This window comes from Pantoea sp. RIT-PI-b (assembly GCF_001187905.1).
GTDB lineage: Bacteria > Pseudomonadota > Gammaproteobacteria > Enterobacterales > Enterobacteriaceae > Pantoea > Pantoea nemavictus.
In genome coordinates, this window is sequence record NZ_LGIS01000028.1 from 56,512 (window position 1) to 71,223 (window position 14,712).

Annotated in this window: 10 protein-coding genes and 1 pseudogene; 5 read left to right on the plus strand and 6 right to left on the minus strand. The window is 41.8% G+C overall.

Annotated features, from left to right (window positions below; all coding sequences use genetic code 11):
• Positions 1–241: 241 nt before the first annotated feature.
• Positions 242–1,144, minus strand: a complete 903-nt coding sequence (locus AC790_RS18625; protein WP_049852730.1) for a GGDEF domain-containing protein — start codon at positions 1,142–1,144, stop codon at positions 242–244.
• Between the two features lie 713 nt (positions 1,145–1,857).
• Here AC790_RS18625 and AC790_RS18630 point away from each other — a divergent pair.
• Together AC790_RS18630 and AC790_RS18635 are read left to right on the plus strand one after the other, a co-directional pair.
• Positions 1,858–2,169, plus strand: coding sequence for a hypothetical protein (locus tag AC790_RS18630; protein ID WP_049852731.1), 312 nt, complete (start codon positions 1,858–1,860; stop codon positions 2,167–2,169).
• 111 nt (positions 2,170–2,280) lie between these two features.
• A complete protein-coding gene (locus tag AC790_RS18635; protein WP_049852732.1) occupies positions 2,281–2,478 on the plus strand; it encodes a DUF2767 family protein in 198 nt (65 codons plus the stop codon).
• A 180-nt stretch (positions 2,479–2,658) separates the two neighbouring features.
• On the opposite strand, the gene AC790_RS18640 is transcribed toward AC790_RS18635, so the two are convergent.
• From AC790_RS18640 to AC790_RS18650, 3 genes are all read right to left on the minus strand, one after another.
• Entirely contained in the window at positions 2,659–3,291 is a 633-nt protein-coding gene (locus AC790_RS18640) for a DUF421 domain-containing protein (RefSeq protein ID WP_049852733.1), read from the minus strand.
• 8 nt (positions 3,292–3,299) lie between these two features.
• Positions 3,300–3,746: a DUF3290 domain-containing protein gene (locus AC790_RS18645; RefSeq protein ID WP_049852734.1), complete on the minus strand. Its 447-nt coding sequence runs from the start codon at positions 3,744–3,746 to the stop codon at positions 3,300–3,302.
• Positions 3,747–5,777: 2,031 nt separating this feature from the next.
• A complete protein-coding gene (locus AC790_RS18650; RefSeq protein WP_049852735.1) occupies positions 5,778–6,851 on the minus strand; it encodes a RepB family plasmid replication initiator protein in 1,074 nt (357 codons plus the stop codon).
• A gap of 2,506 nt (positions 6,852–9,357) precedes the next feature.
• On the opposite strand from AC790_RS18650, the pseudogene AC790_RS25035 reads away from it, so the two are divergent.
• Positions 9,358–10,373 (plus strand): annotated as a pseudogene (locus tag AC790_RS25035) (transposase).
• A 283-nt stretch (positions 10,374–10,656) separates the two neighbouring features.
• On the opposite strand, the gene AC790_RS18660 reads toward AC790_RS25035, so the two are convergent.
• Together AC790_RS18660 and AC790_RS18665 are read right to left on the minus strand one after the other, a co-directional pair.
• Positions 10,657–11,640 (minus strand): ParB family protein, encoded by a 984-nt coding sequence (locus tag AC790_RS18660; protein WP_049852737.1) that lies wholly within the window; start codon positions 11,638–11,640, stop codon positions 10,657–10,659.
• Positions 11,637–12,845, minus strand: coding sequence for an AAA family ATPase (locus AC790_RS18665; RefSeq protein ID WP_049852738.1), 1,209 nt, complete (start codon positions 12,843–12,845; stop codon positions 11,637–11,639). The genes AC790_RS18660 and AC790_RS18665 overlap by 4 nt, the downstream gene beginning before the upstream one ends.
• A 572-nt stretch (positions 12,846–13,417) precedes the next feature.
• Between AC790_RS18665 and AC790_RS18670 the strand changes: the two genes are divergently transcribed.
• Together AC790_RS18670 and AC790_RS24805 are read left to right on the plus strand one after the other, a co-directional pair.
• A complete protein-coding gene (locus AC790_RS18670) occupies positions 13,418–13,672 on the plus strand; it encodes a hypothetical protein (protein ID WP_049852739.1) in 255 nt (84 codons plus the stop codon).
• A 218-nt stretch (positions 13,673–13,890) separates the two neighbouring features.
• Positions 13,891–14,292, plus strand: a complete 402-nt coding sequence (locus AC790_RS24805) for a hypothetical protein (RefSeq protein ID WP_152929146.1) — start codon at positions 13,891–13,893, stop codon at positions 14,290–14,292.
• Positions 14,293–14,712 lie beyond the last annotated feature (420 nt).

A 14,712-nucleotide genomic window follows, 5' to 3' on the forward strand; every position in this document is an offset into this window, starting at 1 on the left:
TGAATCAGTATTTATCTGTTAAAAGTATGTCAGTGAAACCAGCCAAAACAATTAAGTGCGCTGATAAAGTTCGCCTTGCTACCAGCAGTAACGTTTACGTTAAGTAGCAGGGCGCGTTAAGAAGTCGGGAGGGTCATCGTTGGTTTTCACGCAAAAGCAGAAGACAACCGACAAATTTATCGTAGAAGATGATGAGATAATCAGAACTGTAAACGCCTTATAATGACCGGTGAAAAAACGATCAGAGGTTTCTGTTTTCTGGCGCATAAATTATGCAGTTCCTGCCTGCTCTCTTAGCCCTGTAAAGGGCTTCATCAGCAGCTTTGATGGCAGAAGTAGGAGGCTCAGCTGACCGTTTGGAGGCAACACCAATACTGAGTGTAACCTGTATACTGCCGTTACAAACATCCGTAAGAGAGGTTTTTATTTTTTTTATCGTATCTTCAGCAGACAACGTATCGAATACCACAATGACAAACTCTTCACCTCCGGAACGAGAAATAAAGACCTCCTCACTCGTGAAACCACCTAGAATTATGCCGGTTTTTCTCAAAACGTTATCTCCCATTTCATGACCATACGTGTCGTTTATTTTTTTAAAATGGTCAATATCCGCAATGCAGATAATCCCTTCCCTGCCTTCCATCTCTCTGAGCTTAGAATTAAGGTGTCGTCGGTTAGGAAGTCCTGTTAATTCATCAGTAAAGGACATACTTACAACAGACTCATAGCTATAGTTAACATATTTAATAAATTTGTTGAAAGAAAAAACGATCAGAAGGATGGCTGGCATATACAGAACGGCTGCAATCAATGAAGCCACATCTCTTTCCAGTAACGCTAACCCACCGGCCATAGATGCAAGTGATGAGTTAAGTAACAGGAATAGTCCGATTCTGAAAACGGCCAGATGTTCTTCCTCAGATTTAATATTAAATGATTTCCTGATAACCCATGTCATTATTGAGACGGTGCAGGTATTAATAAAAAAATAAAAGTTTAAACGCCCGGTATTCCCATAGACCAGATAAAGGGAAAAAAGCAGGCCGACCATAATGAAAACATAAACAATAATTGACCTGTAAAGTAAACCTTTAGGGGTTTCGGCTTCATGTATCAGTTTGCTTGAAATCTTAAAGTTCATTACATTATCCTGATGTGATTCAGGCATTAAGGGTAACATGTGATTATTTCTTTTGGTTATCATTTGTGCCTTTTCTGTATATAAAAATGGCACTGATAACATTCTTTTAGTAAATGAAAAAATCATGTTTATCGAGAGTTAATGGGTTGTTACAATCCATGCCGAGCAATCATATAATTTCAGCAGGTAACCGCCAGGTTTTCGCCCGGGAATGGTTTTAAAACTGGTAGTGATCGGTCATGCCATTCACATAGTGGGCCCAGCGGCCATATTTTTAGTCTGAAAAAGTCAGATAACAGAATATTAGTTCTGACCAGGAATGATATTATCATATTAACACTAACGCATTAGGTCAAAGAAATAAAAAATCTCTACGCAGAATAATTCCACCATTTGAATATATTATTCCCGAGAGATTCATTTGCGCGTTAAATAAATTTTAAGTGCCGGACTGTTAATACCAAGCCCGCTTAGCTCTGTTTGCCCTGACTCGCCATGAATAGATATGTAAACGATGCAGTTTTCTTTCGCAAACGAAAATCTAATTCAAAAAACCTTATGCTTTAAACATTTTTTCACTAAAAATTGGCACTAATATAGCTGGGCCGATATAATGAAACTGTAAGGAAACTATAGCTACTTAGGAATTATCATATGCGGTTATATTGTTGAGTGGCATAACCTGAAAAAACACCCTAACACAGGAGATATATGTGAATGAAATCAGCATACATTTTTTTGCAGTCGGCATCAGGAAGCTAGCAGCTGAGCATCAGGCTGGCAAAACCTGTGCTGTAGCGAAAAAGGAGGTTGACCAGCTCATTCAGTCCATGCGTGACATCATGGGGCCTGATAAAGCTTACCAGGCAAAAAAGTGGTCACAACTACTTGACGAACTTGAGCTGTATAACAACAGCAGAGCCGACCCCAGATGGGAAACTATAATTTCTCACGCCAGAAACAGAATTAAAACGCGCAAAAGGACAGCCACTTTCTCCCGGAAGCGGTTCCGAATAGAAAAATAGCGGTGCTGAAATGGCCTGGATGATTTCTTTGCAGTTGCTAAATCGTTTTTGTTATGGCTTATAAGAATACTATTTTAGCGGCATTTTATGAATGATATAAAGGTGGATGTTATGAACGCGAATGAACTCTACAATGAAATGTGCCGTGTGGTAGGTGATATGGTTTTTACGCTTCATGATTCAGGCATTGAGTCAAAACAAATGGTTATTGCGGACGCCCTGAGAACAGTCCTGGCTTACAAAAATGTTGACCGCACGGAGCTAATGGTCAGGGCAATTGAATGCTCGGTAAGAACGCTAGATAGATAGTAAGATAGCTGATTCTGGGGGCTTTTTGGCACATTTATCGCAGGCTGTTTATGCAGATGAGTAAGTTATACATTTGTTAACCGGGATGGTAACGACCCGCTGTAGATCCGTAAACTTTATTTCATCTGCGCTCTTAGCTTTTGCATTTAGTATATCAACGTATAATTAATACCGATGCATTCATGCATAGCCATATAAGTTAATCCTTCCGGAAAGATATTCACCTAAATAGACCTCACTGATTTTGTTAAAACCCTGCTCGGCGATTTTTTCTTCCAGCCATGCTCTGTCCTTATTGATAATTTCAAGCAAGTCGTCGTTTGCTAAACCGTCCACTATAATAGGATAACGGATGTTTTCATCTCCGCTCTGGATAATAGTCAACTGCCCATTCTGTTCGAGAACTACACGTTTGAGTTGTTCAACTTCATAAACCCCGTTAGATCTTAACTTAAACATTAACTCATTAGCAGAAACTCCATTTCGTAAACATTCTCTGACATTTACCGTCCCGTTATGCACCAGAGTAATAGGCTTGCCATCAATTATTTTTTTTACTAACCTATTGTTCTCTTTTGAAAACTTGAGAACAAATACAAGTAATGTCCATATTATTAATACCAGTACAAACTGAAGGACTGATATCGTTTCATTATAAATTACACCACCGATAATGCCGCCTAACACGTAATTCTGAACCTGGTCCATGGCTGACGATGGAGCAAGATTGCCTTTTCCCATAAGATTTATCTGGACAATCAAGCACAAAATACCAAGTCCAAGTTTTATAATAATAGGCATATATAATATCATTGTCTTACTTATCTCTCTAAAATGTTTACGTTTGCAGTGGTTAACCAGACCTGTACTAAATAGTAACTACTTTGATCGGCGCTTAAACTTACGCGAAAATAATTATTGTGAACTTTAATAATTATACCATCTGACAGCTGCACTGAGTTTGAAAAAACAGAGTTTATGCTTACGTTCTTGTCTTTCGATAAAGTTTTTACAAAGTTCACCATTTGCGATGATTGCGAATGTTTGTTCTGGCTGTTTGTGTAATCGGAGTACTGCAATCCTGAAATGAACAGAAGAAACAGGAAAGTAATAATGGTTAAGTCCCGATACTTTGTCTGTAGCCGATGTCGCATATACAGACTAAAAACAACAATCAATACAGTCAATGCACTGAAAATCACAATATATTTAAAAAAATCGTTCAGGTTTGACTGCGCCTGCAGATATTCAATGCCATAAAACTTCATTCTGACTGCATTCCTTATTATTTAATATCCCGTTCATCATAACATGGTGTTTTTTTTTGAAAAATGGGCCGTGATAATAATTTAATGATATCGTCTTAGTTTCTTCATGGTTGTGGTAATTGCTGTGAGTACATTACAGCTTCTCAACATACATAATGACTTTACATGAAGGTGATTAGTTACCATACTCCATTTGATATGTTTTTTCGTATGTAAAAAATATGTTAAATGATGATGGTTTATTCTGAATAATGACCTGATTTCAGTTAGTCCTGTACGGTCCGGCGTATGGAAAACATGACGGCTAATTGTTTCCAGTAATTTTCCTTCCTTAACAGTATTTTCCGTTGACTTGCTCATGTCAAGTTCACCATTTTCGCATGTCAGACTGGTGAAAAATTCACCTTCCCGTGCAAACTATATATTGTGTTCTTTGGGTAGTAATCACCACCACAATTTTTTTCGTGCCGTTAACGGCATTGCAGGCAGAGATTAAAACGTTTCTAAGAAATATTCTGCGCTGAATGAAACTGACTAAAAGTCCTTGGATCTGATGAGGAATACTTTCTTTTACCCAGCAGCTTACTTGCATGGGCTGTCCGGAAAAAATTTTCCGTTCGTCTCGCCTCATTTAATCAAGGCTATGCGATCCTCCCTCACGGCGGCGGCTAAGTGACTTTGAGAACTTACCTGGTACGTCATCCGGACATTCTACTGTCCATCAAACTTTCCCGTTTTGCTAACCTGTATGACCACAAAGTTCAGTTTCGACCTTTATACATTTCTTACCAGGCATTCAGCCTGGAGTGCCTGGTACGCCCCCTGCCCCGCCCTTTCTGCGCGCTTTCCCTCTGCGTCAGTGGCTTACGCGGCGATCGGGGCCCGGGAGGCGCGCGGGCGCCCCGCTGTTTAATTCGCGCCGCCCAGGTTATTCTCCGTATACGGGAAAAAAGCCGGAAAACCGATCCAAAGAGGATCCGCAGAGGAAAGATTTAATCTTCTTGACTTGTCCCCACCGAACTAACCACCGTATCACCCCAGGACCCGGATGCTGGACTGGCTCAGTGAAAAGTATGACGTTCTCTTCGTGGTCAGCGCAGGAAATATGGCCCACGATTTGCGCCGCCGGCCATGACAGCATTCAGCATGCTATTCAGAGCTATGTTGCTGCGGTTAAAACCAAAACGTTTCCTGCTGCTGAGCATTGTTACGCTTAATGAGCACGATGGTGCTGAATAAAAATAACCGTTGAGGACGACGCTCAAATGACTTATTGAGCCAATTCTCATTTTTTGTTCAATCTGTTCTCATTGTTCTTGACAGTGTTTGATAAGGATCTTTGTGAGAGAAAGCCTGAACGAGGTTCAAGCAAAGTGACACTGTTACCCTCTATACAAATTCACTAGCTGCTCATCAAAATCGCTGTTGATAGTTAATGTTGAATGGACCGCGTTTTTAATGGTCATGTGAACATGTTCCTTCTGTGAGGACTAATGAGCCTTAACCGCTGTAGTGAGTAGCTGGATCTTAAATCTATGATGACTGCTGTAGCGAGTAGAGGTGGTGACCGCTGTAAAGAGTATCAGTAGAGTATAAAGACTCGACCCTAAATATTTGGCTGTACGTTAACGGTTAGAGCCTAACGGGAACACAAACGGTTAGTGATTACTAACATAAATTGTAGCAAGGGCTGTAAGGTTAGTGATCACCAGGGCGCTCAGTAAAACGTTAACCTTATGCCGTTATGTCTACTCGCTACAGCAGTCATGCTTAACCAGACATTTATCGGTGCTTTCTCTCTACAGAGGTTAGTGTGTATGGGAGATAAAAGACCGCTATAGAGAGATGAATTTAGTTCCAATTCACGATTATTAGATTAAATGACCGCTGTGGTGAGAGTGATGACAGACACAACTATGCCGCAGGTTATGACCACTATAGCGAGTAGGCTTCTCACTACAGCAGTCACAGTTATTTAGAATATAAAAAAGGCACCCGTAGTTGAGTGCCCTCTTCTGTCAGTTTTCGACGTCAGTTCTTCTTACTCTTCCTGATGGTTTCCAGCATAGCCAGCTCTTCTTCTGACAACATGACCATCTTACCGGCAGCTTCCTTCTTAGCTTTAGGAGTGGCTCTCTGCTTCACTGGCTTCTTAGCCGGAGCAATTTCAACGTCACTCTCTAGTTCATCGTCTTCAAGTTCCGGAAGACTGATTGGGATGTTTGCAGGCCTTAGCTTCGGTTGCCGATAGTGGATCGAGAAGTAGATCGTCGAACCTCGTTTGAACTCTGTGTAATCGAGATACCCAATCTCTTTCAACTGCTCCATCGCCCTTCTAACGGTGGCATATTGGGTATTGGGTCGTGAGGTCAAATTTAAGCGCGCCTGAAGGCGCTGCATGGACACCGGAGCAGGATCCGGAGGTAAACTCTCAATGAAGGTGTAAAGCGCCTGAGCGGACTCTTTACGCGCTAATTCGTTGATGGCGCGTAACTGAAGCAAGACTTTACGATCAAACTGATAGAGTTCGAAGATTTTAGGATCAGCCTGTAATGTCACGGTGTCATTTTTTACACTGTATTTAGCTGACTGAACCAGATGCGTGACGTAATACTCACCCTCTTTGTTAGCAAAATGGATGGTATTAGTCGCAATACGCGTCAGAGAGGCCTCCAGACGCGTTCTAAGCTTCGCAGACGAGCGCAATGAGGGAATGCCACAGAGTTTGGCGAAATCAACAAAGGGGAGCGTTACGCTGTCTCCCAGCACTTTGTATTTTGCAAAGGCATGAATTATCCCGACCCATGCTTTAAAGTCGTTATCCATATCAAGGCGTGCACCAGTGATCTTGATATTTTCATAACCTTCAGCCTTAACGATCGAGAGTTGTTTAAGCTCATCAGTTACGTCCATTGAGGACATCTGATTCTTACGACCATTAGCAGTGGATTTCAGTGTTGGGACAAATAGACCAAGCCTCATCAACGCTACTGGCTGAACAGTATTGTTACTGTTGGGCGTTAGGTGAATAACTTCACCCGTTCGTTTATCCGTTTCACTGAATGCTTCAGCTATCAGGTTGATTTCTTGTTCTTTTTTCGGCATTTGAAAATCCGTGATATGAACAAGCGATAATCGCCGTTACTCGTTACAGTGGATACTAGCACTCACTACAGCGGTTATTCTACTCACTATAGCGGTTTAATTACTCTCTACAGCGGTCTTACTACTCGCTACAGCAGTCAACGATCCTTTGTAAACCCACGTATATCAAGGCTTGAGCGTGATCTGGGATCTATTAGGAACATATAGGGTCTTATTAAGATCTGTTATTGGATCTAGTCAGTTGATAACTTTAAAACCAATAAACTGCCCATTTTGCGTGCTGTTTTCGGTGCATAACTATTTAAAACTAAGTGTCCATAAAACGTAGTGGCTTGACCGAAACTATGAGCAGTAGGTGTTTGACCATAATTTCAACTAACTGGCTTATTAACAAGCAAACCATCTCCTTACTCACTATAGCAGTCATGATGTTCTCTCTATATTGGTCATCTGTTCTCTCTATAGCAGTCAAGATGCTCTTTATATTGGTCATTACACTCGCTACAGCAGTCATCGACAAGCGTTTAGCCCACTGATAGCAAGGCCTGTGGCGTTGTCGGGATCTGTTTAGGATCTCAATGGGATCATATTAGGATCAAGTTATTGGATCTGACCTGTGGATAATGGGGATAAATATAGGAACTCTATAAGCCTGTAAGCTATATCCAGTCATACGTCTCAAAGGGTAAGAAGGCTTCACAGATGACTGGTCATCGCATTAATACAGTGAGAACATACGAGGAAAATTGTGGCTTGTGCCTGTAATGATTGAGGATTTTCTACTGAACTTGTACTAAACACTACTTCAAACAGAACTCGCAAAACCTACTGATGCCTGTCTTCAGGATCATAAACGCTATGTTAACTATCAACAGCCGCACATAATGACTGCTATAGAGAGAAGATGACTATTGTAATGGATATTCACATTCGTCTTCGTTTCAATGAGTTGATGTGGATTTGCTTAGGTGTAAGTAGCTCATGCAACGCTAAAGACCGCTGTAGTGAGTAACTTACTCGCTATAGTAGTCATTTGGATTGAGATTACCCATGACATACACTTTCCGTTTTCAACGGAATCTACCTCATCAAGTCATTCACATTCCCTGTTAGCAGTAAAAAGTGGCGACATTCATAGTGTTGGGTGCCCTCTCATTCCTCCTCAATTTCATGTTTAATTTCATTATTAATTGATCGCTTTTATAGATAATAAGCTACACATCGAGAGCAGCGGCCATTAATGGGGGAATCCAATAAGCATCTAGTGAAATCTTCAAAATAGTTGAAGCAGGATTTGTTGAGAGAATGGCGTAGTGAGAGGGCTGTTGAAACAGAAACTGTGTAATGACTAAGACCTGTTAGAACAAGAGGAAGTAATGACTAACTCACTGATGCAAATGCATAAAAAAGTTTAATACGATTCTTTATTAGTAGGTTGGAATGCTTTTAAATTATAGTATGGAACACTCATTTACACCTCCCGAAAATTCTTTTGCTCAGCAACACCACTTTTTGCTGGCTTTGAGCATCAGCTGTTTCGCCCAACAACAGTAATAGGCAACTTGAAACTATTTTCCAAAATCATTAAAGCAAACAAATTTCCCCCAAAAAGTTCCATATCTGAGTTAGTTAAATGATGCCATCAGAGAGCAGACAACTAAAATGTTTGATGGATAATCAGCGAGCTGAGGGCCTTTAGTTTGAATCAGACTCAGGCGCTAAACCTCGTGAATGCTATATAATCTTAAGGCCATTTCCCGAGGCTATGGTCTAATCATCACGATATAGTGCTAGCTGGCGCATAATGGCCATGCTCACCAGAACCGTGATTTAAAATTCTAACGAAACCTTAATGGCCTTACCTACCATCCTCATTGTTTAAAACTCAGGGATTTTACTAACCCCCTGATTCGAAGCCATTCCACATCATATGTTCTTGATGCGATGTAACCTTGCAACCTCAAATGGTTAAATGAACGCTATGCCTGGGAGCCGGTTAATTCAAGTTGACCGTAGCACTGTGCATAACCTGAAATATGGTTACGCCTTGAAATGACAAATTGATGCTTAGGGGAAATTTCAGGCACTAATTTGTGACGCGTTCTGGTGAATTCTGCTGAGGACTGCTGCAGCGAAGCCACTAAAATTCACGTAGCAACGTCAGTGCTATTAAACGATTGTTTTTAAGGGATTCTTACAGGGAAATACAACTCCAGCACAAGAAATGTGGCAAAATTGTGTTTGAATCAACATTTAGCTTTTTTCTCGATATCTTCACCCACCCCAACAAGGCTATCCACTCTTAGTCCTGAATCGAACGATTTTATTTCACCGCATCAAATAACTTTTGTCATTCGTATCGGCTTTGTTATGCATGACCTACAGCACTTTGATGGATACCTCCCTGAGTTAGTCATGCCGACATCAGCAGCGTGAGGGCATCTACATGAGTTGACCTTTTTCCCGCGAACAGATCATCACTATTTTCTACACAGCTTAAGCCGGGATTACTGCCCGTAAGCACGGCATTTCAGAACCACCTTCTTTATCTTACGTAGGAAGTTTGGCGGCATCGAAATCTCTCAAGTGAAGCAGGTTAAGTCACTTGAAGAAACGAACGCCCGGCTCATGAATCTGCTTTCCGAAGCCATACTGGCTATTGAGGCATTTCAGATGGCTCTGGTCCAAAAGCACTGACGACAGATAAATAGCGGGAAGCCGTAAAGTTTATATGTATGACCGGTCTGTCGCAGTGAGTTGCCTTCAGGCTCATAGGTTTTTCCATGTACAACTATCTCTATAAGGCTCAGTGTCCAATTCCTTGTGCCTGAGTTGAAAGGCGCAACAATGAACTGAATTTTCAATGCCGGCGCTTTGTTTTCGCTGTAACTGGTGGCTTTTGATGCATTAAGAGCTATGGGTCACTCACCAGCGAGTTAACGCAATTATTATTTTAGCGCCCTTAACAAGAAGAGTAGGTTGCACTGTAGTGGGCTGGTGACTGAATGGCTTCCACTTTATTGTACGGATGCACCTAACCTCGCCAGATTGATGAATATCATCATGGACGCACTCGTCAGCTGTCGCCGTATTAATTGCGTGCTCTGTGTAGATCATTACACGGAGGCGAGCCTGACTATCACCGTTGCTATACGGATTTCAGGTGTTCAGGTCACATATATTCTGGACAGCATCGTGCTGTTACGTGACTTTCTGGTAACGATAAGAACAGCTTAGGGGCCGATATTCACCTGCCTGGTTTTTAAAAATGATATGTAACTAAGGCTCATCAAGCAGGTTTAGCAGAAACAGAAAGTTTCTAATGTGAGTTCAAATGGAAGATTTTGAGATGAAGGCCTAATGAGCAAAGTTATCAGCGAGAATGCTTACGGTAGGAATACGATTCATGAGTGACGGCAGGATTATAACGAGAACCGTCCGTATGCAGCGCTGAATTACCAGATTCAAACTGAATGTGCAGCGGCATGCACAATGGGAATCATGAAAGGCCAATCGACATAGCTAAATGAATACGGAATCAAAGTTTGGGAGTTAGTCGTTAAGCGCCGATTTTAAGGTACACGTAAGGTCACTCCCTCCTCTTTCCCGCTATAATTTTCATATAGATCTGGTCTTGTTTATTAGATTGTTTTTGGATGAAAAAAGTGGGAATTTCAATGTGAAATATTTTTGTTTTTTGTAGGTATGACAATAGGTTAGGATGTTTTTGGGAGAGGGAATTTTATTGATTAAGTTTGAAAGAGGCACAGCTTCAGTCTTAAAGCTTTGCCTCTTTGGATGCATGTTAGCTATCACCTTCAGATTGCATGCGTGCTATTACAGCTTTAACTGCAGCATCTAGCTCTGCTTGATAGGTCGCCGGAAGGCGTGAAAACTCATATGTGACCAATCTTTTTTCGCTGTCGGTTTTCTTGCGGGCGAACTGTTTCTTGTCCTTAAAGTCAGCTATTTTTTCAGTGACGACTTGCTTGGGACCACGCTTGTTTTTAACCCCAGCATTTTCTGCACGGAAATATGCGATGATTTTCGCTTTTACACTCGGATCTTCAGGAGCATAAGAGACATCATTATCTATGCGTTCTTGCACAGCTGCAGTGAGTTGTTGGATGGTTATATGCTGGGCCTCAGCTTTGTCAGCAATATCCAGTAATGTCTGATAATCGTTGATGGACAATTCACTAACTGAAGGAAAGACGGCGATCATTTCGTCTGGTACAGCTGCAGCTTGATATGCTCTAGTGACTTTGGCTGCTGACAACCCTTCAGCTTCAGCAATGTCAGACTTATTCATATCATCCGGGTACATCAACTGAAGACGCTTTCCAAGCTCACGAAGTGTATGCTCCTTGGCTGTCTGGATGTCGATGGCAAGTTGACGCGCATCTGCAAGGCTAATTTCGTCGCGTGTAACCAACACTTCAAACGATGTGCCATTAAAGATGCAGGCTGCACGTCGGCGTGAACCATCCAGAACCTCAATTCGCCCATCCATTTCGCGGCCAATTGCCGGGAAGAACTGCTGTAACTTGATCGTTCGCGCGATATCACTAACTGATTCCGGGGTCAGAAACGCTTGGTCACGACCGTTTATCGCTGCATCGACATAGGTGTTTGACTCTATATCATCATGAAGCACCCTTGTAAGGGTAAAGCTTGCTTCTGCACCTGATTTTAAAGTGAAAACGCGCTCGCCATCGATTTCATTCAGCGTTTTAGAGAAGCCTGTTTTACCGAATTGTCGGCCAAGTTTTACCATTTCTTTTTTCACTTAATACCTCTTACAAACTCAATTCGCTTAAATACTGCTTGCGTAAAACGCTCAGCTTCGCGTTTTGCATTCTTAAGGGCTTCAGCACTACCCGGATAAGAGTGAGGATCTGCGCTGACAATGGTGTCGAAACTTTCTCCGCATCGTTCAAAGCCATCAAGTCGCGGTAGTGAGGCATCGAGGATGTAGGAAGTAAACACATCACGAGCCAGACCATGCGTCATTTCATGATCCCGCTTAGACGTCATTTTTGACATAAAACCGATATTACCTTTGATGCGGGGAGTGATGCCCTCTTCCTCCAGCTGCTCAAGCATCTCGGGCAGGCGCGTCAGATACTTCAGCGTGGAGTGAAAATCTACCTGTGCCGGCGGCGTAGGAGTCAACAGTAAATCGCTGGCGGCAATGGCGTTAAGCATGAAGGCATCCAGATGCGGACCCGTATCAATAAAGATGAAGTCATAGTCCTGGCCAACACGATCAATAATATTCCGGCGCAACACATCAGAGGGAAGAACCCCCGGTAAATGCTGATTAACGAGGTCATTCCATTGGCTGGCAATAAAGCCATCATCAATCGACGCTGGGATGATATCCACGCCGGGAATGATGGTCGGCTTGATGATGTCTTCTTTGATTTGCTCAGCATCCAGGTCGTTCAACATAGCCTGAGCTGCTGTCTCGACGATTGAGCCAATACTGTTAGTGTGATTGAGGAACATGGTGCTGGATGCCTGAGGATCGAGGTCAATCACCAGCGTACGCAGGTCATATTGTAATAGGTCTGGGTGAACACGCAGGCCATGAGCAAGGGTGACCGTGGTGACTGTTTTTGATACGCCACCTTTAAGGTTTACCACGAACACCACAAACGGACCTTCACCTGCATGAATATCGCGATACTTTGGCACTTTGCGATGAGCGTAAATATCAACCACATCCTGGATGGTTAATGCATAGTGCTTGGCATTACCGGCTTCCTTTTTGCCAAACACATGCCCTTTAGATTCCATTTCTTCTACTGCTTGCTCAACAGCGCGTCGGCTAAGCTTAGGTAGATTAGCTACCGAATTTCGCGTGAATGTCTGGTAATACTGATCGAGGCCGTATTCATTACGTCTATCAGTGATGTCATCACTCATGCTGCGAAGCATGGCATTTGCCCTACGTGCTGTTACGTCTACCCCACCGTAATTACTTTTCATTACTCCGCTCCGTTGGTAACTTTTGCAGCCAGTGTACAGCTTATGATGCTGCGTGCAACTTTTAACGATATTCTTTAAAAAGTTGTACTGAACATGAAATATTGATCCCGCTCATCTTTACTCAATCAGTAGCCTTCTTTCTTCTATAAGCTAACGTCATTAAGTCAATGGGGATGCGATTTGCTGCACCCTCCCCTCTTCTTTTAACTCAAAATGCGTGATGAAAAATCGAAAAATTACCCGTGCTAATTTCAGCGTTAAACTTATGAAAAATAAGATTTTTCATTTTTTATTTCAGATTGAAATTCCCTTGAGCTCTTGTGTTTACCCCGCCCGTTGAGGCGAAGATGTACCTTGTTATCTTTTCAAACCGTTGGATATGATTTCTTAAATGTCTATCAGCTGAATGATGCACATTCAGAGTTATCGCTGTACTCACTTGTAAAATCGCATGGCGATAAATAGAACGTGGTTTTCATATTTTTATCCTGCTCTACGGGCTATAACCAATCTTGGCAATAGTGAATTTATAGATACAATGCTCTATCAAATGGAATGTTCAGGATGGATTCATGGCAATTATAAAGTCTTCGGTTCTACTTTCTCTTCTATCACTCTTCGCTTTCGATGCGAGCAGCGCTGAGTGTTCACCTCAACAAGTTCAAAATAACAAGATGAATAATTTCATTCTGTTTGATGAGCAGCCTTCAGCTGACACTCCTAAAGCAATAGAAATAACCATCGAAAGCCGTAATGGCTTCATCCACAGTTCAGTTTCAGCTATTTTCAGCCGTTGCGGAGAATTGATAAAAGCGAAGTTTCTCTAAGGAAAAGAACTACCAAACGGGAAGTCGAGTTTTAACTGCGACCTACTCTGCAGAAATCAACAAAAAAGAGTATGGATGGAAAACAAATTTGAAGTTTGATAATGCCATGACTGATTAAGACTCAAAAAAGAACCGAACTCTTTAGCCAGCAAGTTGAAGGTGTGATCTTATTAGGGAAAAATGGAGTAATAAGTAAGTCAGGCTAAAGATTTGAGGCAATGACAGGAAATCTAAATCAAATTGGAGTAGCGAATACATCTTACCGTTTCGATGCGACTGGACAGTTACTTATCACGGATAGAAGAAGTAATCTTCGTTCAGATAATGCTAAAACAGTCTATGAATATGATGCCAGAGGGAGACTTCTTCAGAAACGCTCAGCATCAGTATTGGACTTCTATTCCTATGATCAAACAGGCAGAGAGCTCAGTTTAACTTCTACAGCGACCTATTTTACCATAGAGAAGACAGTGACCACGTGCCAGGAATGGAATGAATTTGGTAAATGCATATTGGCACACCAGCGTATAACGATAACAACTCCCAATGCTAAGTCTGGTGTTAATTCCATTCAGAAACATGATGCTATCCTCAAAACATCTATCAGCTATTGGGAATGAGCGTAGACGTAGAACAGAACTATCTCAGATGGGATTCTGTGAGCGATGGCGCTACGATGGGAGTTAAAAGTACTAACTGGTGTCGAAACCAATCAAAAGCATTAGGTAGTTCAGGGAGCTGTATACAAAAATGCCCCTCCGGCATTCAGCGTTCTTACAATTTTAATCAGATTGAATAGGTTTGGAAGATCAGTATCATTCCAGGCCAATAATTCGTGATGAATTGATTCTTATATGGGAAGCACTGCAGGTATGTCGTTAACCCATTTTAACGACATTTCGATTTCCCTTAATCCTTGGTAACAAGGAAGAGGCTGGGTGTAATGTTTAACGCTCAGTGAATATGATTATCATCATAACCTTGATGCATTGAACATCCCTCCGCGTCATAGGGTTCTTCAGGAGTGTGAATGATTTTTA

What these genes read in the sequence shown, in the direction of transcription:
- AC790_RS18625 (WP_049852730.1), bottom strand. Translation starts at nt 1,144, where the DNA reads ATGAACTTTAAGATTTCAAGCAAACTGATACATGAAGCCGAAACCCCT.
- AC790_RS18635 (WP_049852732.1), top strand. Translation starts at nt 2,281, where the DNA reads ATGAACGCGAATGAACTCTACAATGAAATGTGCCGTGTGGTAGGTGAT.
- AC790_RS18640 (WP_049852733.1), bottom strand. Translation starts at nt 3,291, where the DNA reads ATGATATTATATATGCCTATTATTATAAAACTTGGACTTGGTATTTTG.
- AC790_RS18645 (WP_049852734.1), bottom strand. Translation starts at nt 3,746, where the DNA reads ATGAAGTTTTATGGCATTGAATATCTGCAGGCGCAGTCAAACCTGAAC.
- AC790_RS18650 (WP_049852735.1), bottom strand. Translation starts at nt 6,851, where the DNA reads ATGCCGAAAAAAGAACAAGAAATCAACCTGATAGCTGAAGCATTCAGT.
- AC790_RS18665 (WP_049852738.1), bottom strand. Translation starts at nt 12,845, where the DNA reads ATGAAAAGTAATTACGGTGGGGTAGACGTAACAGCACGTAGGGCAAAT.
- AC790_RS18670 (WP_049852739.1), top strand. Translation starts at nt 13,418, where the DNA reads ATGGCAATTATAAAGTCTTCGGTTCTACTTTCTCTTCTATCACTCTTC.
- AC790_RS24805 (WP_152929146.1), top strand. Translation starts at nt 13,891, where the DNA reads ATGACAGGAAATCTAAATCAAATTGGAGTAGCGAATACATCTTACCGT.